A 24,115-nucleotide genomic window follows, 5' to 3' on the forward strand; every position below is an offset into this window, starting at 1 on the left:
CGCACGTGACGACGACCCCCGTCCCCCCGAGCCTCATCGCGACGCTGCCGGGCCGCTACTACACCGACCCGGAGCTCTTCCGGCAGGAACAGGAACACATCTTCGAGTCGATGTGGTTCTGCGCCGTCCGCAGCGCCGACCTCGCCAAACCGGGCGCCTTCCGTACCGTCCAGGTGGGACGCGAGAGCGTCATCGTCACCCGGACCCGCAAGGGTGAGCTGCGCGCCTTCCTCAACGTCTGCCGTCATCGTGGAGCGCGGCTGTGCATGGAGGACTCCGGGGAGGTCCGGCGCAACATCCAGTGTCCCTATCATGCGTGGACGTACGACCTTGACGGCACATTGATCGCCGCCCCCAACTTGATCAAGATGCCCGACGTCGACCGGGTCGCGTACGGATTGATCAAGGTGGCCCTGCGCGAGTGGCTCGGCTACGCCTGGGTGTGCCTCGCCGACGAACCGCCCTCCTTCGAGGAGACCGTGCTGGGCGCCGCCGTGGAACGGCTCGGCGACACCGCCGCCATCGACCACTACGGCACAGCGAACCTCGCCCTGGGCCGGCGCATCTCCTATGACGTGAAAGCGAACTGGAAGCTGATCGTCGAGAACTTCATGGAGTGCTACCACTGCGCGACGATCCACCCCGAACTCACCGATGTCCTTCCGGAGTTCGCCGACGGCTACGCCGCCCAGTACTACGTCGGCCACGGCGCCGAGTTCGGCGAGGGAGTCAGGGGCTTCACGGTCGACGGCAGCGAGGGCTTCGGGAAGCTCCCGGAGGTCTCAGCCGACCAGGACCGCCGCTACTACGCCATCACGGTCAAGCCCACGGTCTTCGTCAACCTCGTACCCGACCACGTGATCCTGCACCGCATGTTCCCGCTGGCCGAGGACCGCACGGTCGTGGAGTGCGACTGGCTCTATGCGCCCGAGGTCGTCGAGTCCGGCACGGACGTGTCGAAGTCGGTGGAGCTCTTCCACCGGGTCAACGCGCAGGACTTCGAAGCCTGCGAGCGGACACAGCCCGCGATGGCGTCCAGGGCTTACCGCGGCGGTGGTGTGCTGGTCCCCAACGAGCATCACATCGGGATCTTCCACGAGTGGGTCCTTCACAAGCTGGGAGGCTGCCATGCCTGATCTGTTCATCGACGGCGAGTGGCGGGGCGCGCTCGACGAGCGCACCCGTGAGATCCACTGCCCGGCCGACGGTTCCCCGGTCGGCGTGGTCGACGAGGCGGGCGGCAAGGACACGGTGGAGGCGATCGGCGCCGCCCGGCGTGCCTTCGACACCGGTCCCTGGCCCAGGACCGCGCCGCAGGAGCGCGGCGACCTGCTGCTGCGCGTGGCCGAACTCCTCGTACGCGACAAGGAGTCGATCGCCCGCGCGGAGTCGCTCGACACCGGAAAGCGGCTCGTAGAGAGCGAGTACGACGTCGACGACGTGGCCAACTGCTTCCGGTACTTCGGGCGGCTGGTCGCCAGCGAGGCGCCGGGACGGGTCGTCGACACCGGCGCGGCGGGCATCGACAGCCGGGTGGTGTACGAGCCGGTCGGCGTCTGCGGACTCATCACGCCCTGGAACTACCCGTTGCTCCAGACGGCCTGGAAGGTGGCCCCGGCGCTCGCGGCGGGCAACACCTTCGTGCTGAAGCCGAGCGAGCTGACCCCGCACACCGCGATCCATCTCATGCGGCTGCTGGACGAGGCCGGGCTCCCGGCCGGCGTCGGCAATCTGGTCCTCGGCGCCGGTCCCGAGGCCGGCGCGCCGCTCGGTGACCATCCGGACGTCGACCTCGTCTCCTTCACCGGCGGGCTGGCGACCGGGCGGCGACTGATGGCGGCCGCGGCCGGAACCGTCAAGAAGGTCGCACTCGAACTCGGCGGCAAGAACCCCAACATCGTCTTCGCCGACGCCGACTTCGACACAGCCGTCGACATGGCCCTGACCGCCGTGTTCCTGCACTCCGGGCAGGTGTGCTCGGCGGGCGCGCGGCTGCTGGTGGAGGACTCGCTGCACGACCGGTTCGTGGACGAGGTCGTGCGCCGGGCCGCGGAGATCCGGCTCGGCGGCCCCTTCGACGAACGGGCCCAGAGCGGACCGCTGATCTCGGCGGCGCACCGCTCGAAGGTCGAGGCGTACGTGGCCAAGGGCATCGCCGAGGGCGCGGTGCTGCGCTGCGGCGGCGCCCGTCCCACCGGACCGGGCCTCGACGAGGGCTTCTACTACCCGCCCACGGTGCTGGACGAGTGCGCCGCCGGGATGTCGGTGGTCCAGGAGGAGTCCTTCGGACCGGTACTCACGGTGGAGCGCTTCACCGGCGAGGACGAGGCCGTACGCCTGGCGAACGGCACCGTCTTCGGCCTCGCGGGCGCCGTATGGACGCGCGACGAGGCGAAGGCCGCGCGCGTCGCGGCCGCGCTGCGGATCGGCACGGTCTGGATCAACGACTACCACCCCTACGTCCCGCAGGCCGAGTGGGGCGGCTTCAAGCAGTCCGGAACCGGGCGCGAACTGGGCCCCTCCGGACTGGCCGAGTACCGCGAGGCCAAGCACATCTGGCGCAACACCAGTCCCACCCCGCAGGGATGGTTCAGCTGATCCGCGGGTAGCCGCCCGCACACCCCGCACCGAAAGGACCACCCGGCACCCGCAGGAGCCGCTCCCTCCCCTCCCTCAGGCCCACCAGGAGTCCGCTCATGGCAACAACCCACCCACCCAGAGAGACCGACGACGCCGAACTCGCCGAGTTCGGCTACAAACCCGAACTCAAGCGCACCCTCGGCAACTTCCACACCTTCGCCGCCGGCATCAGCTACATCTCCATCCTGACCGGCACCTTCCAGCTCTTCTACTTCGGCTACGGCAGTGGCGGCCCCGCCTACTGGTGGTCGTGGCCGATGGTGTTCGGCGGCCAGTTCATGGTCGCCCTCTGCTTCGCTGAGCTGGCGGCCCGCTATCCCGTCGCGGGGTCCGTCTACAACTGGTCGAAGAAGATAGGCAATCCGCATCTGGGCTGGCTCGCCGGGTGGATGATGCTGATCGCGTCCATCGTGTCCATCTCGGCCGTGGCGCTGGCCTACCAGCTGACGCTGCCGCAGATCTCGGACACGTTCCAGTTCGTCGGCGACGGCACCGGCAAGTACGACGTGGCGACCAACGCGGTCATCCTGGCCGCGGTGTTGATCCTGTTCACCACCCTGGTGAACGCCTTCGGCGTCAAGTTGATGGCGACGATCAACACGGCGGGCGTGTTCATCGAGTTGATCGCCACCGTTGTACTGATCGTCCTGTTCGCCGTCCACATCACGCGCGGTCCGCAGGTCGTCATGGAGACCAACGGCACCGGCGCGGGCTACGGCGCCGGATACCTGGGCGCGTTCCTGGTGGCGTCGCTGGCGTCGGCGTACGTCATGTACGGCTTCGACACGGCCGCCTCGCTCGGCGAGGAGTCCCTCGACCCGACCCGCAACGCGCCCCGCGCGATCATCCGGGCGATCGTCGCCTCGTTCGTCCTCGGCGGTCTGATCCTTCTGCTGGCGCTGATGAGCGTGTCCAGTCTCAAGGGCGAGCAACTCTCCACGGACGGCCTCCAGTACATCGTGCTGGACGTGCTGGGCTCGACGGCCGGCAAGGCAATGCTGTGGTGCGTGCTGATCGCGGTCACCGTCTGCGCGCTGGCGGTGCACACGGCCGCGGTGCGGCTGGCGTTCGCAATGGCCCGGGACAACAACCTGCCCGCGTCCTCGAAGCTCGCCAAGTGTCATCCTCGGTTCCAGACACCGGTACTGCCGACCGTGATCATCGGGATCCTGGCGCTGGCGATCCTGGTGGTCAACATCCGCCAGCCGCAGATCTTCACGGTCGTCACCAGCATCGGCATCATCATGATCTACCTCGCCTACCTGGGCGTCACCGGCCCGATGCTGGTGGCGCGGCTGCGCGGCAGGTGGCAGCCGGCGGGCGACGGACGTTTCTCGCTGGGCCGTTGGGGACTGCTCGTCAATGTCCTGGCCGTGCTGTGGGGCCTCGGCATGACGATCAACCTGATCTGGCCGCGGGCCTCCGTCTACAACGCCAGCGCCCCCTTCCACTGGTACCTCCAGTGGGGCGCGGTGCTGTTCGTGGGTGTCATCGCGGGCGGCGGATTCGCCTACTACTGGTTCGTGCAGCGGCACCGCACCGGTGTGCTGGAGGAGCACCGGCTGGAGTCCCCCGCCGAGACAGCCACCGTCGACTGAAGGAGACCTCATGAGGATCGACGAGTTCGACTACGTCGTCGTCGGCGGCGGCACCGCGGGCAATGTCGTGGCGGCCCGGCTGTCGGAGGATCCCTCGGTCACGGTGTGCGTCCTGGAGGCCGGTCCGAGCGACGTCGGCGACGACGACGTCCTCAGACTGGAGCGCTGGATGGGCCTGCTGGAGTCCGGCTACGACTGGGACTATCCGGTCGAACCGCAGGCCAGCGGCAACAGCTTCATGCGCCACGCCCGCGCCAAGGTGCTCGGCGGCTGCTCCTCGCACAACTCCTGCATCGCCTTCTGGGCCCCGGCCGAGGATCTCGACGACTGGGCGGCGGGCGGCTGTACGGGCTGGAGCGCCGCCGAGTTGTTCCCGCTCTACCGGCGCCTGGAGAGCAACGACGCCCCCGGCGACCACCACGGCCGCACCGGCCCGGTGAAGCTGCGCACGCTGAAGGGCGCGGACCCGTGCGGCGCGGCCCTGCTGGAGGCGTGCGCGCAGGAAGGCATCCCCACCACAGCCTTCAACACCGGTACGACGGTGGTCCGCGGCGCCAACTGGTTCCAGATCAACTCCGACGAGAACAACATCCGGCAGTCCTCGTCGGTGGCCTACCTCCACCCGGTCATGGGCAAGCGGCCGAATCTGGCGGTGCGGACGGGCGTACGCGCCAAGAAGCTGATCCTGGAGGGGCGGCGGTGCGTCGGCGCCGAGTACCTCGACCCCGATCTGATCCACACCCGGGCGGTACGGGCCCGGCGCGAGGTGATCGTCTCCTGCGGGGCCATCGACTCCCCGAAGCTGCTGATGCTGTCCGGCATCGGCCCGGCCGGGCATCTCGGCGAGGTCGGCGTCGAGGTCGTGGTGGACGCGCCCGGCGTCGGCAAGAACCTCCAGGACCACCCCGAGGGCGTCATCATGTGGGAGGCCCGGCAGCCCATGCCGACCACCTCCAGCCAGTGGTGGGAGGCGGGCATCTTCTACGACACCGAACCGGGCCTGGACCGACCCGACCTGATGTTCCACTACGGCTCGGTGCCGTTCGACATGAACACGGCCCGGCACGGCTTTCCCACCTCCGAGAACGCCTTCTGCCTCACCCCGAACGTCACCCGCGCGAAGTCCCGCGGCACGGTCCGTCTGCGCACCCGTGACTACCGGGACAAGCCGAAGGTGGACCCGCGGTACTTCACGCACGAGCACGACGTCCGTGTGATGACCTACGGCCTCCGGCTCGCCCGCCGGATCGCCGCGCGGCCCGCCCTGAGCGGATGGGCGGGCGCGGAACTGGCGCCGGGCCCGGACGTCCGCTCGGACGACGAGCTGCTGGAGTACATCCACAAGACCCACAACACCGTCTACCACCCCTCCTGCACGGTGAAGATGGGCGCGGCCGGCGATCCCACGGCCCCGCTCGACCCACGGCTGCGGGTCAAGGGGGTCGAGGGACTGCGGGTGGCCGACGGGTCCGTGATGCCCGATCTCGTCACCGTCAATCCGTGCATCACGACGATGATGATCGGCGAGAAGTGCGCGGACCTGCTGAAGGAGGACGCGAGGGCCTAACCCTGGGAAGCCTGGGGCCGTTTGAACATCCGCGTCGCGGTGATCTCACTGTGGACCGCCTCCTCCGCCCGGGCCTGCTGCGGCAGTCCCGGGCGCAGGTGTTCCTCCACGCTGATGTACTTCAGGCCCGCCCTCAGGTCGGCGTCGTTGCGCAACCGGATGACCAGCGGGAACTCGGCGAGCGCGGTGGTGTCGAACAGACCCGTGGTGTACAGCAGCTGCACGCCGAGGGCGTCCGAGACCGCTCGCTGGAGTTCCAGCAGATAGGTCGCGTTGGCGCGGCCGATGGGGTTGTCGAGGAACAGCGTGCCCGCGTGCCGGTGCTTGTCGCGGCCTCGGTCGTTCGACCTCAGGGCGGCCATCGTGCAGTAGAGCGCGATGGCCGCGGTGAGGAGCTGGCCGCCGGAGAACACATCACCCATCTGCCCGACGGGCACGCGCTCCGCGCGCAGTACCGCGTCCGGCTTGAGGATCTCGACGGCGATGCCCTTGGGCTGGAGTGCGGCGCCGACACCGCGCAGCAGCAGGGACATGCCGTCCCGCCGCAGATCGGAGTTCTTCTTCACCGCCGCGCGGGTGGCCTCGTCGATCACCTCGCCGAGCCGCTCGGTGAGCGTGGCCTGGTCGGGCTCCTCGAAGCGGATGCGCAGGAACTCCTGTCCCGACCACTCGCCGAGACCCTCGGGCAGCCGGGACAGCCGCTGGGCGGAGCGGAGCGTGGCGAGCGCCGACTCCACCAGGCCGCGCAGCCGGTCCACGATCGAGTCCCGGTTGCGCTCCAGCTGTTCCAACTCGTCGGTGAGGACCCGCAGTCGGGGCGCGAAGGCATCGGCCCACTTCTGCGCGTGCTCGGGCAGCGCGGAGGCGGGCAGCTCACGGATCTGCTGCCGCGCGGGGGTGCGTACCTGCTCGTACCGCGTGGCGTTGGCGTGGCGGACCAGCACATCGCTCGCCTCGCGCACGGCGGACTCGGCGGCGGAGAGGTCGGCGGCGCAGCCGCGCAGCGAGCGGCGGGCCTCGGCGGCGGACTGCCGGGCCTCCTCCGGGCTGCCCGGGTACGGCTCGGGCTCCTCCTGCTCCTCGTCCGGGGCGTGCTCGCGCAGCAGGTCGCGGAGCATCGCGGCGATCTCGTCGAAGCCGCCGGCCGCGTCCTCGGCGGCGCGGTGGGCGTCCAGCAGCTCGGAATGCGCCTCCCGGGCCTGGCCCAACGCCTCGGTGCGCGTGGCCAGTTCGGCGGTGGCCGTGCGCAGCAGCGCCTGGGCGTGCTCGGCGTCGCGCGGCTGGAGCTCCTCGGACAGCTCGGTGTGCGCCTCGCCGTCCTCGGGCGCGTGCCGCTCGGCCTCGCCGCGCAGCCGGCCCAGCTGCTCGCTCGCGGTCGACATCCGGGTCTCCAGGAGCTGCACCAGCTCCTCCGCGCGGGCGGCGGCCGCCTGCCGGGACGGCCCGTCGGAGCCGTCGGGCGACTGGAGCAACTGCTCCGCGCGGGTACGGACCTTGTTGCTGAGCCGGTCCAGTTCCGCGTGCGCCGCGCTCTCGTCGCTCTCCGCCCGCGCCTGCTCGGCCCGCAGGTCGGCGCCGACGCCGACCTTCTCGTACACCTGCGAGGCGGCCCGATACGCCTCGCGCAGCGCGGGGAGCGACGCCTTCGGGGCGTCCGTGTCGGTCTCCGGTACGTCGTCGGGGGCGCCCGCGATCTCGGAGCGCTCGGCGCGCAGGGCCCGCGCGGTGCGGCGGGCGTCGTCGGCGGCGCGCTGGGCGGCGCGCCGGTCCTCGTCGGCGGCGCGGGCCCGCTCCAGACAGGACTGGGCGCGGGCCTCCGATTCGGCGGCCTCGTCGGCCAGTTCGCGCAGCTTGGCCTGCCAGCCGGCCCGCTCGCGCAGCCGGAAGGCGAGCCCGGCGAGGGCGTCGGCGGCGCGCCGGGCCTTCTGCGCGGCCTCCTGCCGCTCGTCGCGGACCTGACCGGTCTCGGCGGCGACCTCGTCGGCCTCCGCGCGTACGGTCCGTGCCTCGGCCAGTTCGGCCTCGGCCTCCTCGGCGAACGCGCGCGCCTCCCGGGCGCCCTCGGCCAGTTCGACCAGCCGTCCGGCCGGGCAGCCGGTACGCCAGGAAGCGAGGCGCGCGGCCAGCTCCCGGTCCTTGCCGAGCCGGGCGGCGAGGGTGCGGATCTCCCCGTCCCGCTCGGTCGCCCGCGCCCGCAGCGCCTGCCGTTCCTCGTCGGCGGCATGCTCGTCGTGCATGGCCGGGTTCGGAGGTACGAGAAAGACGTCGCCGCTCCGTGCGTCGGCGCCCGGCGTGGGCGCGAGGAGGGCGGCGGCGGTGCCGACGGCCACGGCCGACCGGGGCAGCAGGGCCGCGTCGCTCAGTGTCTCGCGGGCCCGCGCGTGCGTGTCGGGGTCGGTGATGATGACGCCGTCGACCAGTTCGGGCCGGGCGGCCAGCACGCGCGCGTGGTCGGCGGGGTCGACGGCCTGGGCGAGATAGCGCCAGCCGGGCAGCGCGGGGATGCCGTGCTCACCGAGGAACTCCACGGTGGCCAGCACGTCCGGTCCCGGCGGCAGCAGCCCGCCGTCGCCGAGGGCGCCGAGGATCCGGGAGTCGTCGGCCGCCGCCGTCCGCAGCTCGAAGAGCTGCCGCTCGGCGGAGGAGACGGCGTCGTCGAGGAGTTCCCGCAGCTCGTCGGCGAACCGGTCGAGTTCCTCGGGGCTCAGCGCGTTCCGGTCCTCGTGCCGGGGCTGCGGGACCGAAGTCCGTGCCGAGCCGGTGAGGCTGAGCAGGTCCGCCAGCCTCTCCTCGGCCGCGAGGGCCTCGGCGAGCCGCCGCTCGGCGTCGTAGGTCCGCTCCGCGGCTGTCGCCGCGTCCGACGCGCGGGCCGCGGTCAGCTCCGCGCGGGACTCCGTACCGGCCGCCTCGCGCGCGTGCTCGGAGGCCCGCCGGGAGGCCTCCCGCGCGGTGTCCCAGGCGGCCACGGCGCTCTTCTCGGCGTCGCTCGCGGCGAGCGCGGCACGGGCCGGGTCGGCGTCGGGGGCGCTGTCGTCCAGCCAGCCGGCCCGCACGGCCTCGGCCGTCTCCTGCTCGACCTCGGTGAGGCGCTGCTTGAGGTGCCCGATCTCGCTGCGGGCGCGCTGCGCCTCGGTGGCGGCGGAGGTGGCGTCCCGGTGGGCGGCCTCGCCGACCTCCTGGAGTGCCGCGGACCGCTCCTCGCCCTCGTTGGCGAGGGCCTCGGCGCTCTCCGCGGCCGTGTGCAACGCGCGTACGAGATCGACGGCGGCCTTCGCGCGGGCGGCGAGGGCGGGGGCCGCGTCGCGCTCGGCCTCCTGGATGGCGGCGGCCACGCGGGCGACCCGGTCGGCGGCGGCGCGGTGGCGCAGCACGGCCTCGGCGGCCTGCCACGCGGAGTGCAGGGTGCGCGCCTCGGCCAGCTCGCGCTTCTGCGCGGCGGCCGACTTCTCGGCGGCGGCGAGGGCCAGCGAGGCGTGCCGGTAGGCGAGTTCGGCGGCGATCAGGGCGCTGTGCCCCCGCCCGGCCTCGGCGTGGGTGACGGCGTAGGCGGCGGCGGTCACCCGCTGGGCGAGGTCAGCGGCGCGCACCCGCTCCTGGACGCCGCGCGCGGACAGCCGCCGGGCCAGGTTCCGGGTCCGGCGCTCGGCCCCGGCGTGGATGTCACGCGCGCGTGAGCGCGTCCCGGCGGCCTCCACGATCCGCCCGAGCAGATCGACGGACCCGGCGGTGAAGTCCCGTTCGGCGATCAGCTCGGCGCGTCGGCCGAGCTTGTTGCCGAAGCCGCTGACCAGGTCGGCGAGCCCGTCGGTGTCCCGGGTGTCGGTGACCGCGCGGAGCAGCAGGTCGGTGAAGTCGGAGTCCTTCTTCACCGCGAACAGGCCGGCGGCCTCGCCCTCGTCGGCGTTCATCTCCCGCTGGTAGCGGAAGAGTTCGGGGTCGAGGCCGAGGTCTCCGAGGTGCTCGATCCACCGGTCGTGGATCTCCTCCCAGTGCACCTCCAGATGCGGATACGCCTTGCCTGCCTCGGTGAGGGCGTCCCGGAAGCCCTTCATGGTGCGCCGTCGCCCCTGCGCGCCGGAGGCTCCCTCGACGGGCGGCCGTACGGCGGTGGACTCGGCGACCGGCAGGTTGTCCAGCGAGAGCCCGGGGCCGGGCCGGAAGGAGTACCAGGCCTCGGCGAACTTCCGCGGGTCGTTGGAGACCTGCCGACCGCGCCACTCGCTCACCTTGCCGACCACCACGCACTCACCGGTCAGGGTGTGCTGCCACTCCAGGGCGACATGGCCGCAGTCGTCGGCGAGCAGGAACTTGCGCAGCACTCCGGAGCTGGCGCCGCCGAGGGTGTTGCGGTGGCCGGGCAGCATCACCGAGAAGATCAGTTTGAGCAGGACCGACTTGCCGCCGCCGTTCTCCAGGAACAGCACGCCGGCGGGCGCGGGCCGGCGCGGCGGGCCGACCGGCTCCTCCTCGAAGAACTCCGCCTGGGTGGGGGCGGGGTCGGGCACGGGCTCGCCCACGCCTCGCAGGTCAAGCACGGTGTCGGCGTAGCGCGCACCGGCGGGACCGATGGAGTAGAGGCGGATCCGGGACAGCTCGTACATGGCGGACTCTCGTAAGTCTTCGGCAGGTGGGGGGTGTTCAGGCGGAGTGGAACGGCAGTCCGGCGTCGGCCACCAGGTCCAGGTCGTCCGTCTCCTCGGGCGGCAGCAGGGTCGCCGAGCCGTCGGTGACCGGGACGACGCCCAGGTCCAGCAGCTCGGCCATGGCGGCGCTGCCCGCCATGTCGCGGACCTGGAGCTGGTAGCGGGCCGTCGTGCGGTACGTACCGCCGTTGTCGTCGCCCGTGCGCTGGAGGAACCCCGAGTCGGTGAGGAACGCGACGGCCTTGCCGACGATGCCGGTGGTGGACCCGGCGAGCCGACGGGCGTCCTTGGTGGCGCCGGTGGCGGTGCGTCTGGCCCAGATCCGCCAGGCGGCCTCCAGACCGGGCGCGTCGGTGGCCGGATCGGTGTTCTCGCCCTGGACCTCGGCCCGCTCCTCCAGCCGACGGCAGGCCTGCCGTACGAACGCGTCGACGCCGTTGACGGAGACGCGCCCGACGTAGCCGTCGTCCGCAAGGTCCTCGGGCCGCGGGAACGCCATGGCGGCGACCGCGAGATGGGCGAGGCCGTGCAGGAACCGGTCGCCGCCGTCGGCGGAGGTGCGCCGGGAGTAGTCCCCCATACGCACCGCGAACACCGAGTCCTCGGCGGCGGTCACCGCCATCCCCGCGCGCGGGGAGACCTCCAGCACGATCAGGCCGAGCCCGGCGGCCACGGCGTCCGCGAGCCGGGCGAACGGCGGGTCCTCGCGGTAGCGCCGCAGCAGCTCGGTGTACTCCTGGTCCCGCGCGGGCTGCAGCTTCGGCTGGAGGCCGAACGCGACAAGACGCGCGGCGTCGGCGGCGTCGGCGGGCGTGACGGCGGCACCGGCGACGGGGGCAGCGGCCTCCGGCTCGCTCCACTCGACGTGCTCGGTCACGGTCGGTCTCCTTGCTGTGCTGTCAGTCGACCCTGTGTCGTTTCTCGGCTCATGCCGCTTCCGTCCTGTCCGCCGCCATCCCGGCCGCGTCCAGCAAAGCGGTCCCCACGATCAGATCCGCCCCACCGAACTCCGGATCGTCCAGCTCGGTCCCGTCGTCCACGGCGAACAACAGCTTCTCCTCGCCCTGCCGATAGGCGGTCCCGACCGCCGGACTGGCCGCGTGCACGGCCAACAGGGCGACGAGATACGGCAGATCGGGATCCGACCGACGCGCCTGCGCCAGCAGCCCCGACAGCCGACGCGGCGCGTCCGCCGGCAGGTCCAGCAGCTCCATCGCCGCAGCGAGCTGTTCCTCACTGAACCGGCTGTCGTCCGGGGTGGCGATGAGGTCCGGCTCGGGCATCTCCGCGCCCAGGTGCTCCCGCTCCACCGGCGGCGTCAGCAGTATGTCCACCAGGTCGGCGACCCGTACCGACACCGGTGTCCGCAGCCCGGTCCCGCGCGCGAAGAACGCGTCCGTGACCCGCACGGCCTGCTCCACGGGCAACGGCAGCACGGGCGCGACGAGATGGCCGTAGAGATCGATCCCCGAAGTTGTCATGGGGGTCGCGAAGGCCTGGCGGTCCTGCTCCGCGCGGAACAGCGGCCCGGCCTCCAGCAGGCGGGACTGCAATTGCGTGTGCCGCCGGATGCAGTCCTTGACGATGTCGACGAGTTCGGCGGCGCGGCGCTTGTGCTCGGGGTCCTCGGACTCGTCCCGGGCCTTGCGGATGTTGGTGAGGATCGCGTTCTCGTGGCGGTACCGGTCGGCGACGTGATCGAGTGCCTCGGCGATCATGTCGGGCACCGTCTGGAGCCAGTCCACCGCGCGGACGTTGCGCCGGGTCGCGTCCAGAGCCCTGCGCAGGGTTTCGGAGTACTGCACGGTCCGGTAGCGGGCCTGCTCGGCGGCGAGCTGGGCGTCGGCGAGGCGCCCCCGGCTGATCAGCACCTCCAGCTTGACCTCGGCGGCGATCTGGGCGCTGGTGACATCGGTGTCCAGCGCGCCGACGAGGACGTTGACCGCTTCGTCCGTGGTGCGGAGGTACACCGTGCCGCCGGGGCCCGGCACCTCCTCGATCAACTTGAAGTCGTAGTCCCGGCGGACATATGTCCCGTCAGGGGCGAATGTGCCGTAGACGGCGCGGAATCCACGGTCGACACTGCCGACGTTGATCAGGTTCTCCAGCACCCAGCGCGCCACGCGCTCGTGCTCGGCGACGGGCCGCCGCGGGGCCTGGGCGGCGATGCGCGGGATGAGCCGGGCCACTATCTGGTCGTGGTCGGCGCCCGTGTCGAAGTCCATGTTCAGGGTGACCAGATCGATGGCGGCGAGCGCCACCTCCGCCATGCCGTACACCGAGTACTCGCCGGCCAGGTTCGCCTTGCGCGCGTCCAGGTCGTGCAGCGGGGCGGTGCAGGCGAGCGCGCGCAGGCGCCGCGCCAGTCCCTCGTCGGCGGCCGGGCCCGGCGCGGGCCGCGGCCCCGCGCTGAGCTGGGGCGGAACGCTGTCCGTCGATGCAGGCGAAGTCACGGTGCACAGACTAGGTCCTTGGTCTGACAACGACCCAAACGACTCAGATGCCCCCGCCGTCACCCAGGCGGGACGCCCTCCCCCACCCGACGCCGGTAGACCTCCACCACCCGCCGCAGCGAGTCCTCGAGGTACACCGCGAGAAGCCGCTCCGCCTTGTCCCGGTCGCCACCCTGGAGCGCCTGGAGTATTTCCAGGTTCCGGACCAGATAGGGCTCGTGCAGCCGCCGCGGGTCGTCCACGACATGGAACGCGAGCCGCAGTTCGGCGAAGACGCTGCGCATCAGCTCGTCGGTGCGGTCGCTGCCCGCCAGGGCCACCAGCTCCCGGTGGAAGTGGATATTGGCCGTACCCACTCCGTTCCAGTCACCTTCGCGCGCCGCCCGCTGCCCCTCCCCGACGGCCCCCTCAAGATCGCCCAGCCCGTACGGCGGCTCCCCGAGCCCGCGCACGACCGCGCACTCGACGAGCATCCGGGTGCGGTAGATGTCCTCGACGTCCTCGACCGTCAGGACCCGGACGAAGACACCCCGGTTCAGCTCGTGGACCAGCAGGCGTTCATGCGTGAGCAGCCGGAACGACTCGCGCAGCGTGTTGCGGGAGACCCCGAGGGCGCCGCCGATGCTGTCCTCCGACAGCCGCGTGCCGGGCGGGAAGTACCCCTCGGCGATCCGGGCCCGGAGGATGTCCGAGACCCGCTCGGCGGTGCTGGTGCGCCCGAGGAGGGCACGGTCGTCGGCCAGACCCGTCAGCTGCTCTGCCATGCCCGGAATTCAATCGCAGATACAAGAACGAAACAACGTGGGTATTGAGGGATCGTTCAACGATCCTCTACCTTGCTACGCACGGCGCCGCCTCCCTCACCGCGGCGCCGCTCACTTCCGCACGGCACGGCTCAGTCCCCAGCACCCTCCGTCCTCCCTCTGCGAGGTGCACATGAGCACGACCCCGACCAACACCAGCCCCGCCTCGACCGCCTCCGGCACCCGGCCGGCCGCCGAACACGCCCCCGACGACGGCGCCCTGGGCTGGCTGCGCGCCCTGGGACCGCGCGGCCGACGCGCCTTCGCCGGCGCCTTCGGCGGCTATGCCCTGGACTCCTACGACTACTTCACGCTGCCGCTGAGCATGGTGGCGCTGGCCGCGTACTTCGGCCTGGACAGCGGCCAGACCGGCCTGTTCACCACGGTCACGCTGGTCGTCTCCGCGGTCGGCGGCGCGCTCGCGGGCGTGGTGGCGGACCGGATCGGCCGGGTCAAGGCACTGATGATCACCGTCGTCACCTACGCGGTGTTCACGGTCGCCTGCGGTTTCGCGCCCAACTACGAGACGCTGCTGGTCTTCCGCGCGCTCCAGGGCCTGGGTTTCGGCGGCGAGTGGGCCGTCGGCGCGATCCTGGTCGCCGAGTACGCGAGCGCCAAGCACCGCGGCCGCACCCTCGGCGCGATCCAGAGTTCCTGGGCCGTCGGCTGGGCGCTCGCCGCGATCATGTACACGCTGGTGTTCTCGCTGCTCGACGACGACCTCGCCTGGCGCGTGATGTTCTGGACCGGCGCGCTGCCCGCGCTGCTCGTGGTCTGGATGCGGCGCCGGGTGCACGACGCGCCCCAGGCGGTGGCGGTACGGGAACGGAGCGCCGGGAAGGGCTCGTTCGCCGCGATCTTCAAGAGGGGCACCGCCGGATCGCCGGGCCTGCTGCGCACCACGGTGTTCGCCGTGCTGCTCTCCACCGGAGTCCAAGGCGGCTACTACACCCTGGCCACATGGGTGCCGACCTATCTGAAGACGGAGCGCGGTCTGTCGGTCGTCGGCACGGGCGGCTATCTGACCTTCCTGATCTCGGGCGCCTTCCTCGGCTATCTGACCGGCGGCTATCTCACCGACCGGCTCGGCAGGCGCCGCAACATCTGGCTGTTCGCGCTGCTGTCGGCGCTCTGCATCCTGGCGTACGCGAACATCCCGAGCGGCGCCAACACCCTGCTGCTGGTGCTGGGCTTCCCGCTCGGGTTCTGCATGTCGGCGATCTTCAGCGGCTTCGGGTCCTTCCTGAGCGAGCTGTACCCGACGGCGGTGCGCGGCACCGGGCAGGGCTTCACGTACAACACCGGCCGCGCGGTGGGCGCGGTCTTCCCGACCACGGTCGGCTTCCTGGCGGACAGCTGGGGCGTGGGCGGCGCGCTGGTCTTCGGGGCGATCGGGTACGCCCTGGCGGCGCTGGCGCTGCTCGGGCTGCCGGAGACGCGCGGGAAGGAGCTCGCGTGAACCGCATCGGCGACCGCCCACTGCTCCACGTCGACGCGCACGCGCACGCGTGGCGGCCGGCGGAGGCCCGCACCCGCTTCCGCGCGGGGCTGACAGGCCCCACGGCCGGGGTCGCGGCGGGCCACACCCAGGTCAACCTGATCTCGGTGCCCGCGGACTGGGCGTACGACATGCTGCTGTTCTGCCAGCGCAACCCCAAGCCGCGTCCGGTGCTCGACGTCACGGACGCCGGGTCGCACACGACCGTCCTGGCCGACGGCGCGGATCTGCGCACCGATCTGCCCCGCTACCGGGTCTGGCGGGACGGCGAGCTGGTGGCCGAGCCGACGGACGTGCGGGCGCACTGGCGGGACGATCTGGTGTCGTTCCTGATCGGGTGCAGCTTCACCTTCGAGTGGGCGCTGACCGAGGCGGGCGTCCCCATCCGCCATATCGAGCAGGGGCGGAACGTCCCGATGTATATGACGGACCGTCAGTGCAGGTCGGCGGGGCGGCTGCACGGACCCATGGTGGTGTCGATGCGCCCGGTGCCGCCGGAGCATCTGGCGGCGGCGATCCGGGAGAGCAGTCTGCTCCCGGCGGTGCACGGCGGTCCCGTGCACTGCGGCGACCCCTCGGTGCTCGGCATCGGCGACCTCGGCCACCCCGACTTCGGGGACCCGGTGGAGATCGCGCCGGACGACATCCCGGTGTTCTGGGCCTGCGGAGTGACCCCGCAGGCCGCCGTGACGGCTTCCCGGCCGCCGTTCGCGATCACCCACGCGCCGGGCCAGATGTTCCTCACCGACGCCCGGGACGCGCAGTACCGCGTGCTGAGCGCCGCCTGACAGGAGAACCATGACCGCGATCGATCTGAACGCCGACCTCGGCGAGGGCTTCGGCCGCTGGCGGCTCACCGACGACGAACAGCTGCTGTCCGTCGTCACCAGCGCCAACGTGGCCTGCGGCTTCCACGCCGGGGACGCGGCCACCATGCGGCGGGTGTGCGAGCTGGCGGCCACGCGCGGGGTGCGGATCGGCGCCCAGGTCTCCTACCGGGACCTGGCGGGGTTCGGGCGGCGCGCGATGGACGTGCCGCCCGCGGAACTCACGGCCGAGGTGGCGTACCAGATCGGCGCGCTGGAGGTCTTCGCCCGCGCGGCGGGCACGCGCGTGTCGTACGTCAAGCCGCACGGCGCGCTCTACAACCGGGTCGTGCACGACGAGGAACAGGCGGGCGCGGTCGTCGACGGGGTACTGCTCGCCGGCGCCACGCTGTCCGTGCTCGGGCTGCCCGGCTCCCGCCTGCTGGAGCTGGCCGCCAAGGCGGGGCTGCCGACGGTCACGGAGGCGTTCGCGGACCGCGCCTACACCGACCAGGGCACACTCGTCCCGCGCGACCGGGAGGGCGCCGTCGTCACCGACCCGGACGCCGTCGTGGCGCGCTCCGTTCGCATGGCCCGCTTCGGCGAGGTCGACGCCCACTGCGGGACGCGCATCCAGATGCGGGCCCGCTCCCTGTGCCTGCACGGCGACACGCCCGGCGCGGTGGACCTGGCCCGCCGGGTCCGTGAGCGCCTCCAGCGGTCGGGGGTCCGGGTGGAGGCCTTCGTATGAGGGCGCTGCGCGTCGGCGGCGACGCCCTCCTGATCGAGGTGGCCTCGGGCGAGCAGGCCCAGGCCCTCCACGCGGACCTGCTGCGCCGCCGCGCGGAGGGCTCGCTGTCCGTCCGCGAGATCGTCCCGGCCGCCCGCACCGTCCTGCTCGACGGTGTCACCGACCCGGCCCGGCTGGCCTCCGAACTCACCGCCTCCGACGTGCCCACCGCGCCCCCACGCGCGCGGGACGTCGTCGAACTCCCGGTCCGCTACAACGGCCCGGACCTGGCGGACGTCGCCGCGCACTGGGGCGTCGGGGCCGAGGAGGTGGCCCGTATTCACGCGGCCACCGAGTTCACGGTCGCCTTCTGCGGTTTCGCCCCCGGCTTCGGCTATCTGACGGGTCTGCCGCCGCACCACGACGTACCGCGCCGGGCCACTCCGCGCACCGCCGTCCCGCCCGGTTCGGTGGCGCTCGCCGGTCCGTACACGGGCGTCTACCCCCGCTCCTCGCCGGGCGGCTGGCAGCTGATCGGCACCACGGACGCCGTCCTGTGGGACCACGCACGTGTACCGGCCGCGCTCCTGTCACCGGGCACACGCGTGCGCTTCGTCCCGGTGACCGCGGCGCCCCCGACCTCGGCGAGGCCCGCATGACCGACCGCGCCCTGGCCGTCGTACGCGCGGGGGCCCTCACCACCGTCCAGGACCTCGGCCGCCCCGGCCACGCCCACCTCGGCGTGCCCCGCTCCGGCGCGCTCGACGGGCCCGCCGCGGCCCTGGCGAACCGGCTGGTGGGCAACGCGCCCGAGGCGGCGGTGCTGGAGACCACGCTCAACGGCGTCGCCGTACGCCCGCGTTCGACGGTCACCGCGGCCGTCACGGGAGCCCCCTGCGCGGTCACGGTGGACGGCCGCCCGGTCGCCTGGGGCGGGCCGGTGCGCGTGCCCGCCGGAGCCGTACTGGACATCGGCGCCGCCCGCTCCGGCATCCGCAGCTACGTGGCCTTCGGCGGCGGTGTCACCGTGGACCCGGTCCTCGGCAGCCGCTCCACGGACCTGCTGTCCGGCCTGGGCCCCGCGCCGCTGGCGGACGGCACGGTGCTGCCCCTCGGCGCGCCGATCGCCCTCCACGCGCGCGTGGACCTGGCCCCCCAGCCGTCCCCGCCCGCGGAACTGGTCCTGCGGGTGACCCTCGGCCCCCGCGACGACTGGTTCACGCCCGAGGTCGTCAGGACCTTCACCTCACGCACGTACCAGGTCTCCCCCGCGAGCAACCGCATCGGCCTGCGCACCCAGGGCCCCGCGCTGGAGCGGGCCGTCCCCGGCGAGCTCCCCAGCGAGGGCATGGTGCTGGGCGCGGTCCAGGTCCCTCCGGACGGCCGGCCGGTGGTGTTCCTGGCGGACCACCCGACCACGGGGGGCTACCCGGTGATCGCGGTGGTCCGGGCCGGGGATCTGCCGGCCGCGGCGCAGGCCGTGCCCGGGACGCCGGTCCGCTTCACAGCGGTGCGACGGAACTGACGCACGGCATCACGCGGCGTCCGGCTGCTGCTCCGCCACCGACAGCGCGGCCAACGCCGCCGACACCGCGTGGGCCGTCCGCAGATCGAGCCGGGCGCTCGTCCCGCGCGCGCGGTGCCGCATCTCGGAGGCCGCCAGCGTCAGCAGCTGAGGCAGCAGATCGGTGCACCGCCGCACCACCCACCCCGTGCCCGCGGTGGCCAGCCACCACAGGCTCGCCGACTTGGTGGGCGCCGGGAACTCGGGCTCCGGCGACGGCGCGAGGCCCGTGGCCAGCCCGCCCTCGGCCAGCAGCGCGTGGAACCGCACCGCGAGCTGCCGGTGTCCCCGCTCCCCCGGATGCAGCCGGTCCGCGCTCCACATCGCACGGTCGGTGAGCCAGGCGCCCTCGGACGCGTGCAGATGCACCGCGTCGTACCGCTCGGACAGCGCGTGCACCACCGTGTTGACGGCCCGCTGCCGCCGGGCCAGCGGACGCGCCAGCGCCCCCGGAAGGCCGAGCATCGCGCCCGGGTCCGGCAGACAGGCCGTCAGTACGACGGCGCCCCGCGCGGTGAGCGCCGCGTACACCTGGTCCAGCCGGGCGGCCACGGCCTGGATGTCGAAGGTGCAGCGCAGGGTGTCGTTCACGCCGACGACGACGGACACCACGTCGGGGCGCAGGTCCAGCGCTTCGGACAGTTGCCGTTCCAGTACGTCCCGGGTCTGCGCCCCGCTGACGGCGAGGTTGGTGAAGTCCACGGGCTGTTCGGCGAGCCCGCCGGCGAGCAGCGCGGCCCAGCCGCGCCACCCGTCCCCGACGGGATCCCCCACGCCCTCGGTCAGCGAGTCCCCGAGGGCGACGAAGCGCAGGGGTCTCATACGACGCCCTCCGGCACCCGGTCCCGCCCGGGGAGGGGCGCGTCGTGCGCGGTGAGGAAGGCCGTGACCGCCGTGTCCCAGCCGAAGCACTCGGCACGCGCCCGTGCCGCCTCCCGCCGCTCCTCCTCGGGACGCCCGAGGAGCTCCTCCACGGCGTCGGCGAAGCCCTCCCCGTGGTCCGCGGCCGCGGCCCCGGCGGAGCCGATCACCTCCGGCAGCGCGGACGACGTGCTCACCGCCACCGGCGTCCCGCACGCCATCGCCTCCAGCGCGGCGAGCCCGAAGGTCTCCGCGGGCCCCGGCGCCAGGCACACGTCGGCGGACGCCTGGAGCGCCCCGAGCATGGCCCGGTCGGAGACGTGCCCGAGGAAGGTCACCGGCAGCCCGCGCTCCCGGGCCCGCTGTTCGAGACGCGGCCTGAGCGGCCCGTCCCCGGCGATGACCAGCACCGCCCGCCGCCCGCGGGCGAGGAGCGCCTCCAGCGCGTCGAGCGCGGTCCCGGGCCGCTTCTCCACGGACAGCCGGGTGCAGGTGACGAGGAGCGCCTCGGCCACATGCGCGTGCCGGGCCCGAAGCCCCGCGTCGCGCAGCGCGGGATGCCGCTGCACCAGGTCGACGCCGAGCGGGGCCCGTACGACGTTCCGGGCGCCGATCCGCACGAACTCCCGCTCGGCGAACTCCGTGGTGCACACCACGCGTGAGTAGGTGTGGGCGGTACGGACGTTGAGGGCGTCGGCGGCGCGGCGGGCCGCGCCCTCGGACAGGCCCCAGGTGCGCAGGACGCCGTCGGCGGTCTCGTGGGAGACCATCACGGCGGGCACGCGCGCGCGTCGCGCCCATTTGCCGGTCCACCTGAGGGTCGTCCGGTCGGACACCTCCAGGCGGTCCGGGGCCAGCTCCTCCAGGAGGGCGGCCACGCGCCGCCTGTCGGTCAGGACCCGGTAGCCGCCGGTGCCGGGCAGCAGCGGTCCGGGCAGGGTGATGACCCGGCCCTGCTCGGTCTCCTGGTCGGTGTGGCGCTCGCCGGGCACGATGAGCACGGGTTCGTGCCCGGCCGTCTTGAAGCCCTTGCCGAGTTCGCGCAGCGCCGTGCGCAGCCCGCCGGAGGAGGGCGCGACGAAGTTCGCGAGCCGGACGATGCGCAGTGGCTCGCTCACGCCGCCACCCTCGCCCTGCGACCGGCCAGCACATCCGCGTAATGGCCGATGAGCTGGTCGCCGACGGCCGCCCAGGTGCGCCCCTCGACCATCTCCCGCGCGGCGGAGCCGTACGCGGCGCGCAGCGCGGGATCGGCCTGGAGGGCCGCCACCGCCTCGCGCAGAGCGTCGGCGTCGCCTGCCGGGAACAGCAGGCCGGTGTGCCCGTGGGCGACCAGGTCCAGCGGTCCGCCGACGGCGGGCGCGACGACGGGCACTCCGCTGGCCATGGCCTCCTGCACGGTCTGGCAGAAGGTCTCGAAGGGCCCGGTGTGTGCGAAGACGTCCAGGGAGGCGAAGATCCGGGCGAGGTCGTCGCCGGTGCGGCGGCCCAGGAAGACGGCGCCGGGCAGCGCCTGCTCCAGGTTCGGGCGGCTCGGCCCGTCGCCCACGACGACGAGCTTGACGCCGTCCAGCCGGCAGGCGCCGGCGAGCAGCTCGATGTGCTTCTCGGGGGCGAGCCGGCCGACGTAGCCGACGATCAGCTCGCCGTTGGGCGCGAGTTCCCGGCGCAGTGCCTCGTCGCGCAGGTCGGGGCGGAAGCGGACGGTGTCCACGCCGCGCGGCCACAGCTTGACCCGGGGCACGCCGTGGGCCTCCAGATCACGCAGGGAGGCACTGGACGGGGCGAGGGTGAGGTCGGCGGCGGAGTGCACGGAGCGGATGCGCCGCCAGGCCGCCGCCTCGCCCGCGCCCATGTAGGTGCGGGCGTATCCGGCCAGGTCGGTCTGGTAGACGGCGACGGCGGGGATGCCGAGCCGGGCCGCGGCGGCCATGCCGCGGACGCCGATGACGAAGGGACTGGCCAGGTGGACCATGTCGGCGTTGTGCTCGATAAGCGTCGAGGCCAGGCGCCTGCTGGGGAGAGCGACGCGCACCTGGGGGTAGCCGGGAAGCGGAAGGGAGGGGACATGGACGACGGGGCACGGCGCGGCGAGCGCGCCGAGCTTGCTCCCGGGGGCGGGGGCCGGGGCGACGACGACGGGGGCGTGACCGCGATCGACGAGGTGTCGGGCGGTCTGGAGCGCGCAGTGGGCCACGCCGTTCACGTCGGGGGGAAAGGATTCGGTCACGATGACGACACGCATACCGGTGTTGTCGCCGTACTGGACGTGGCCGCGTCAACGTGGATCTTTCCGAACAGGGAACGTCCCATGAGCGTTCCGCTGCACACCCGAGCAGGTCAGGCAGTGTCCATGCCCGCCTGACCCGCGGGTCACCCCTCGTTCACCCGGTGGGCGCGTCAGGGCCGATCCGGCTGCGCACGGCTGTCTGGACCTCGTCCTCCTCGGCCGGGTCGGCGGCGAGCCGGCGCAGTCGCTCCACGACGCGGTTGTCACCCGTCTCGGCATGCCGGGCAGCGATCTCGCGGGTGGTCTCCTCGCAGTCCCACAGGCATTCGACGGCGAATCCGGAGGGGAAGGAGGGATCGGTGGCGGCCAGCGCGCGGGCGGTGCGGCCGCGTAGGTGGGAGGAGGCGGTCTCGCGGTAGATATGGCGCAGGACGGGGGCCGCGCAGGCGATGCCGAGCCGTCCGGTGCCATCCACGAGGGTCCACAGGGTTGGGGCGTCGGGCCCTTCGCCGCGGACGGCCTCGCGCAGGGCCGCGAGGACGAGATCGCTGTCCTGCGCCCCGCCACGGCAGGCGAGCATCCGCCCGGCGGCGGCGCCCAGCGGATCGGGCCGGTGGGCCCAGCCGCGGGCCCGGTCCACGACGGCGGGACTGCACATTCGTTCGAAGGCGTCGACGGCAGCCTCCACGACGGGCCGCGGCCCCGCGGCCACGGCGGCCTCGATCAGGTCGAGGGCGTCCGGGTCGTCGCTGTCGGCGAGGTAGCGCAGGGCCGTGCAGCGGGCGCCCTCGGTGCCGTCCTCGGCGGCCTGGACGATCTCCGGCCGGTCCTCGGGGCCCGCGACGGCGGCAAGGCAGCGGGCGGCGGGCACATGGAGCGCGGCGCCGCGGTCGACGCCCTGCTGGGCCCACTCGAAGACGGCCCGCACGCTCCACCCGGGCCGGGGCCCGGAGGGTCGCATCTGCCGCTGCCAGCGGTCGAAACAGCCCGCCTCCTGAGCAGCACGCACGCGCGTGGCGATCGATTCGCGCGGATCCTCCGCCCACAGCCGCCAGGGCCGTGGCTCAAAGGCGTCGCGCACGGCGGCGGCCAGCTCGGCCTCGCCCTCGGCGTCGGTGGCGAACCGGGCCAGCACCGGAGCGGCCAGGGCCCGCAGCGCGGCGTCGTCGTCGCGCAGCGCCAGTTCGTCCAGGGCCCAGGCCCAGTTGGCGCCGGTGGCGGCGTACCTGCGCAGCAGTGCGAGCGCGTCGCGCCTGCCGTAGGAGGCGAGGTGGCCGAGGACGGCCAGGGCGAGGCCGGTACGGGACTCCTCGCCGTCGAAGACGTCCTCGACGGCGAAGAGATGGGCCTCGATCTCGTCCAGCTCGCCGTTCAGGTCGAGGTAGAGCCGGGCGTAGTAAAGGGAGCGGTTCTCCACCTGCCAGTCGTGGCGGGGGTCGCTCAGCACGCAGTGGTTCAGTGCCGCGAGCGCTTCGGCGCGCGGGGCGGTGAGCGCGTGCAGCGTGCCGTCGCCGCGGCCCCTCTGGAGCAGGCCGAGCAGCGTACCGCTGGGCGCTATGACCGGATCGAACATGGGAAACAGCCTCACATCAAGCGTCGACGCAACCGGGGACGTGCTCTACCTGGCCGCGTGACAACACGTCGGGGCGCCCGCCGTTTCCTGCTTGCTGTAAGCCATTTTCCTCTGCCTCTCGTTGGTGGCCCATGCGGACCGCATCACGGTCCGCGCGGTGCGGCAACACCTGCCCAGCCATCGCGTCCGTGAATCACGACGTCATGATGACTCGGCAGTTCCACCTGCCGCGACCGAAATTTCGGCGGCCCTTTACCGCCTCCCCCGTTTTCTGTGTTGTGGCTGGTCAGCGCGGTCGGATCAGTGGGCGCCGAACAGTTCGAGCAGTTCCGTCTTGGCGAACATCCGAGCGGTGTCGACGGCCGACGGGGTACCCGCCGACGGGTCGGCGCCGGCCTCCAGAAGCACCCTGATCACTTCCGTCTCACCCTTGAACACGGCCCCCGCGAGCGGGGTCTGGCCGCGATCGTTGATCCGGTCCGCCTCGGCGCCACGCTCGAGCAGCGCGCGCACCGCCTCGGCGTGGCCGTGATAGGCGGCGAGCATCACCAGGGAGTCGCCCCGGTCATTGGTGAGGTTGGCCGGAACGCCCGCGTCGAGGTACGCCACGAGCGCCTCGGTCCGCCCCTGCCGGGCCAGATCGAAGATCTTGGTCGCCAGCTCCACGACCTCGGGGTCGGGAACTTCACTCATCGCCGGACCGCCTCTCCATACAACCGTTCAGGTGAATCGCCAGGGTACTGGCTCGCGGGGCACATGACCCGATGTGCCCGAGGTAAAGATCACGACGGACCCGGTCGGACGCAAGAGCCCAGCTCATCCGGCCCAGGACGGCTCCGCCAAGTGAGGGAAATTCGCCGAAATTCACCCAGTTGCACCTTTTATCGTATGGATACATCCTGTGAGCCTGGAAGTACTCATGGTGACTGTCCCCACGAACCAGGAGAACTCAAATGATCTTGTCCATCTCAGGCGTGGTCCTGCTCGGCATCATCGTCTTTCTGTTCTTCAAGAAGGACGGACTGAAGGCCTCGCACGCCCTGGTCGCGGCCCTGTTCGGCTTCTATCTGGCCAGTACGGCCATCGCTCCGAGCATCAAGGCCGGCGGCGAGAGCCTGGCGAGCCTGCTCGGCGGCATCAAGTTCTGAG

Annotated in this window: 19 protein-coding genes; 10 read left to right on the forward strand and 9 right to left on the reverse strand. The window is 72.7% G+C overall.

The features are described 5' to 3' along the window. The first annotated feature begins 5 nt into the window (after positions 1–5). The 4 genes from STRCI_RS07215 to STRCI_RS07230 all read left to right on the forward strand — a co-directional run bounded on the left by STRCI_RS07215 (position 6) and on the right by STRCI_RS07230 (position 5,805). Entirely contained in the window at positions 6–1,136 is a 1,131-nt protein-coding gene (locus STRCI_RS07215) for an aromatic ring-hydroxylating oxygenase subunit alpha (RefSeq protein ID WP_269658016.1), read from the forward strand. Beyond that, positions 1,129–2,598 carry an aldehyde dehydrogenase family protein gene (locus STRCI_RS07220; protein ID WP_269658017.1) on the forward strand — a complete coding sequence of 490 codons (1,470 nt, stop codon included), beginning with the start codon at positions 1,129–1,131 and terminating at the stop codon, positions 2,596–2,598. Before STRCI_RS07215 ends, STRCI_RS07220 begins: the two co-directional genes overlap by 8 nt. 98 nt (positions 2,599–2,696) lie before the next feature. Then, positions 2,697–4,238 (forward strand): APC family permease, encoded by a 1,542-nt coding sequence (locus tag STRCI_RS07225; RefSeq protein WP_269658018.1) that lies wholly within the window; start codon positions 2,697–2,699, stop codon positions 4,236–4,238. Positions 4,239–4,248: 10 nt separating this feature from the next. Beyond that, a complete protein-coding gene (locus tag STRCI_RS07230) occupies positions 4,249–5,805 on the forward strand; it encodes a GMC family oxidoreductase (RefSeq protein WP_269658019.1) in 1,557 nt (518 codons plus the stop codon). On the opposite strand, the gene STRCI_RS07235 is transcribed toward STRCI_RS07230, so the two are convergent. The 4 genes from STRCI_RS07235 to STRCI_RS07250 are packed head-to-tail and all read right to left on the reverse strand — an operon-like array spanning position 5,802 to position 13,665. Then, positions 5,802–10,406 (reverse strand): coiled-coil domain-containing protein, encoded by a 4,605-nt coding sequence (locus STRCI_RS07235; RefSeq protein WP_269658020.1) that lies wholly within the window; start codon positions 10,404–10,406, stop codon positions 5,802–5,804. The genes STRCI_RS07230 and STRCI_RS07235 overlap by 4 nt on opposite strands. Before the next feature lie 37 nt (positions 10,407–10,443). Continuing rightward, the gene (locus STRCI_RS07240) at positions 10,444–11,325 is read right to left on the reverse strand and encodes a hypothetical protein (protein ID WP_269658021.1); all 882 of its coding nucleotides are present in this window, start codon (positions 11,323–11,325) and stop codon (positions 10,444–10,446) included. A gap of 49 nt (positions 11,326–11,374) precedes the next feature. Continuing rightward, positions 11,375–12,901: a hypothetical protein gene (locus STRCI_RS07245; RefSeq protein ID WP_269658022.1), complete on the reverse strand. Its 1,527-nt coding sequence runs from the start codon at positions 12,899–12,901 to the stop codon at positions 11,375–11,377. A gap of 59 nt (positions 12,902–12,960) precedes the next feature. Then, complete coding sequence (locus STRCI_RS07250) at positions 12,961–13,665, reverse strand: GntR family transcriptional regulator (protein ID WP_269658023.1); 705 nt, start codon at positions 13,663–13,665, stop codon at positions 12,961–12,963. A gap of 172 nt (positions 13,666–13,837) precedes the next feature. Here STRCI_RS07250 and STRCI_RS07255 point away from each other — a divergent pair, with 172 nt between their 5' ends. From STRCI_RS07255 to STRCI_RS07275, 5 genes are read left to right on the forward strand one after another with little or no spacing between them, the layout of a single operon-like run. Then, positions 13,838–15,163: an MFS transporter gene (locus STRCI_RS07255; RefSeq protein ID WP_269658024.1), complete on the forward strand. Its 1,326-nt coding sequence runs from the start codon at positions 13,838–13,840 to the stop codon at positions 15,161–15,163. After that, positions 15,160–15,990, forward strand: coding sequence for a putative hydro-lyase (locus tag STRCI_RS07260; RefSeq protein ID WP_269658025.1), 831 nt, complete (start codon positions 15,160–15,162; stop codon positions 15,988–15,990). Before STRCI_RS07255 ends, STRCI_RS07260 begins: the two co-directional genes overlap by 4 nt. Before the next feature lie 10 nt (positions 15,991–16,000). Continuing rightward, positions 16,001–16,759, forward strand: coding sequence for a LamB/YcsF family protein (locus tag STRCI_RS07265; protein ID WP_269658026.1), 759 nt, complete (start codon positions 16,001–16,003; stop codon positions 16,757–16,759). Beyond that, positions 16,756–17,397, forward strand: a complete 642-nt coding sequence (locus tag STRCI_RS07270; RefSeq protein ID WP_269658027.1) for a 5-oxoprolinase subunit B family protein — start codon at positions 16,756–16,758, stop codon at positions 17,395–17,397. Before STRCI_RS07265 ends, STRCI_RS07270 begins: the two co-directional genes overlap by 4 nt. Further along, positions 17,394–18,263, forward strand: coding sequence for a 5-oxoprolinase subunit C family protein (locus STRCI_RS07275; protein ID WP_269658028.1), 870 nt, complete (start codon positions 17,394–17,396; stop codon positions 18,261–18,263). Before STRCI_RS07270 ends, STRCI_RS07275 begins: the two co-directional genes overlap by 4 nt. A gap of 9 nt (positions 18,264–18,272) precedes the next feature. On the opposite strand, the gene STRCI_RS07280 is transcribed toward STRCI_RS07275, so the two are convergent. From STRCI_RS07280 to STRCI_RS07300, 5 genes are all read right to left on the reverse strand, one after another. Continuing rightward, complete coding sequence (locus STRCI_RS07280; RefSeq protein WP_269658029.1) at positions 18,273–19,124, reverse strand: SGNH/GDSL hydrolase family protein; 852 nt, start codon at positions 19,122–19,124, stop codon at positions 18,273–18,275. Next, positions 19,121–20,281, reverse strand: a complete 1,161-nt coding sequence (locus STRCI_RS07285) for a glycosyltransferase (RefSeq protein WP_269658030.1) — start codon at positions 20,279–20,281, stop codon at positions 19,121–19,123. Before STRCI_RS07285 ends, STRCI_RS07280 begins: the two co-directional genes overlap by 4 nt. Continuing rightward, complete coding sequence (locus tag STRCI_RS07290) at positions 20,278–21,408, reverse strand: glycosyltransferase family 4 protein (RefSeq protein ID WP_269658031.1); 1,131 nt, start codon at positions 21,406–21,408, stop codon at positions 20,278–20,280. Before STRCI_RS07290 ends, STRCI_RS07285 begins: the two co-directional genes overlap by 4 nt. Positions 21,409–21,547: 139 nt before the next feature. Next, a complete protein-coding gene (locus STRCI_RS07295; RefSeq protein ID WP_269658032.1) occupies positions 21,548–22,966 on the reverse strand; it encodes a HEAT repeat domain-containing protein in 1,419 nt (472 codons plus the stop codon). Between the two features lie 300 nt (positions 22,967–23,266). Continuing rightward, the gene (locus STRCI_RS07300) at positions 23,267–23,659 is read right to left on the reverse strand and encodes an ankyrin repeat domain-containing protein (protein ID WP_015661881.1); all 393 of its coding nucleotides are present in this window, start codon (positions 23,657–23,659) and stop codon (positions 23,267–23,269) included. A 260-nt stretch (positions 23,660–23,919) separates the two neighbouring features. On the opposite strand from STRCI_RS07300, the gene STRCI_RS07305 reads away from it, so the two are divergent. Then, the gene (locus STRCI_RS07305) at positions 23,920–24,114 is read left to right on the forward strand and encodes a hypothetical protein (RefSeq protein ID WP_015661880.1); all 195 of its coding nucleotides are present in this window, start codon (positions 23,920–23,922) and stop codon (positions 24,112–24,114) included. The last annotated feature ends 1 nt before the right edge of the window (position 24,115 follow it).

It is taken from the genome of Streptomyces cinnabarinus, assembly GCF_027270315.1.
In the GTDB taxonomy this organism is placed as follows: domain Bacteria; phylum Actinomycetota; class Actinomycetes; order Streptomycetales; family Streptomycetaceae; genus Streptomyces; species Streptomyces cinnabarinus.

Bases quoted from the DNA above. Each gene is read 5' to 3' on its own strand.
- STRCI_RS07220 (WP_269658017.1), top strand. From the start codon at position 1,129: ATGCCTGATCTGTTCATCGACGGCGAGTGGCGGGGCGCGCTCGACGAG.
- STRCI_RS07225 (WP_269658018.1), top strand. From the start codon at position 2,697: ATGGCAACAACCCACCCACCCAGAGAGACCGACGACGCCGAACTCGCC.
- STRCI_RS07230 (WP_269658019.1), top strand. From the start codon at position 4,249: ATGAGGATCGACGAGTTCGACTACGTCGTCGTCGGCGGCGGCACCGCG.
- STRCI_RS07235 (WP_269658020.1), bottom strand. From the start codon at position 10,406: ATGTACGAGCTGTCCCGGATCCGCCTCTACTCCATCGGTCCCGCCGGT.
- STRCI_RS07250 (WP_269658023.1), bottom strand. From the start codon at position 13,665: ATGGCAGAGCAGCTGACGGGTCTGGCCGACGACCGTGCCCTCCTCGGG.
- STRCI_RS07255 (WP_269658024.1), top strand. From the start codon at position 13,838: ATGAGCACGACCCCGACCAACACCAGCCCCGCCTCGACCGCCTCCGGC.
- STRCI_RS07265 (WP_269658026.1), top strand. From the start codon at position 16,001: ATGACCGCGATCGATCTGAACGCCGACCTCGGCGAGGGCTTCGGCCGC.
- STRCI_RS07270 (WP_269658027.1), top strand. From the start codon at position 16,756: ATGAGGGCGCTGCGCGTCGGCGGCGACGCCCTCCTGATCGAGGTGGCC.
- STRCI_RS07275 (WP_269658028.1), top strand. From the start codon at position 17,394: ATGACCGACCGCGCCCTGGCCGTCGTACGCGCGGGGGCCCTCACCACC.
- STRCI_RS07280 (WP_269658029.1), bottom strand. From the start codon at position 19,124: ATGAGACCCCTGCGCTTCGTCGCCCTCGGGGACTCGCTGACCGAGGGC.
- STRCI_RS07290 (WP_269658031.1), bottom strand. From the start codon at position 21,408: ATGCGTGTCGTCATCGTGACCGAATCCTTTCCCCCCGACGTGAACGGC.
- STRCI_RS07295 (WP_269658032.1), bottom strand. From the start codon at position 22,966: ATGTTCGATCCGGTCATAGCGCCCAGCGGTACGCTGCTCGGCCTGCTC.
- STRCI_RS07300 (WP_015661881.1), bottom strand. From the start codon at position 23,659: ATGAGTGAAGTTCCCGACCCCGAGGTCGTGGAGCTGGCGACCAAGATC.
- STRCI_RS07305 (WP_015661880.1), top strand. From the start codon at position 23,920: ATGATCTTGTCCATCTCAGGCGTGGTCCTGCTCGGCATCATCGTCTTT.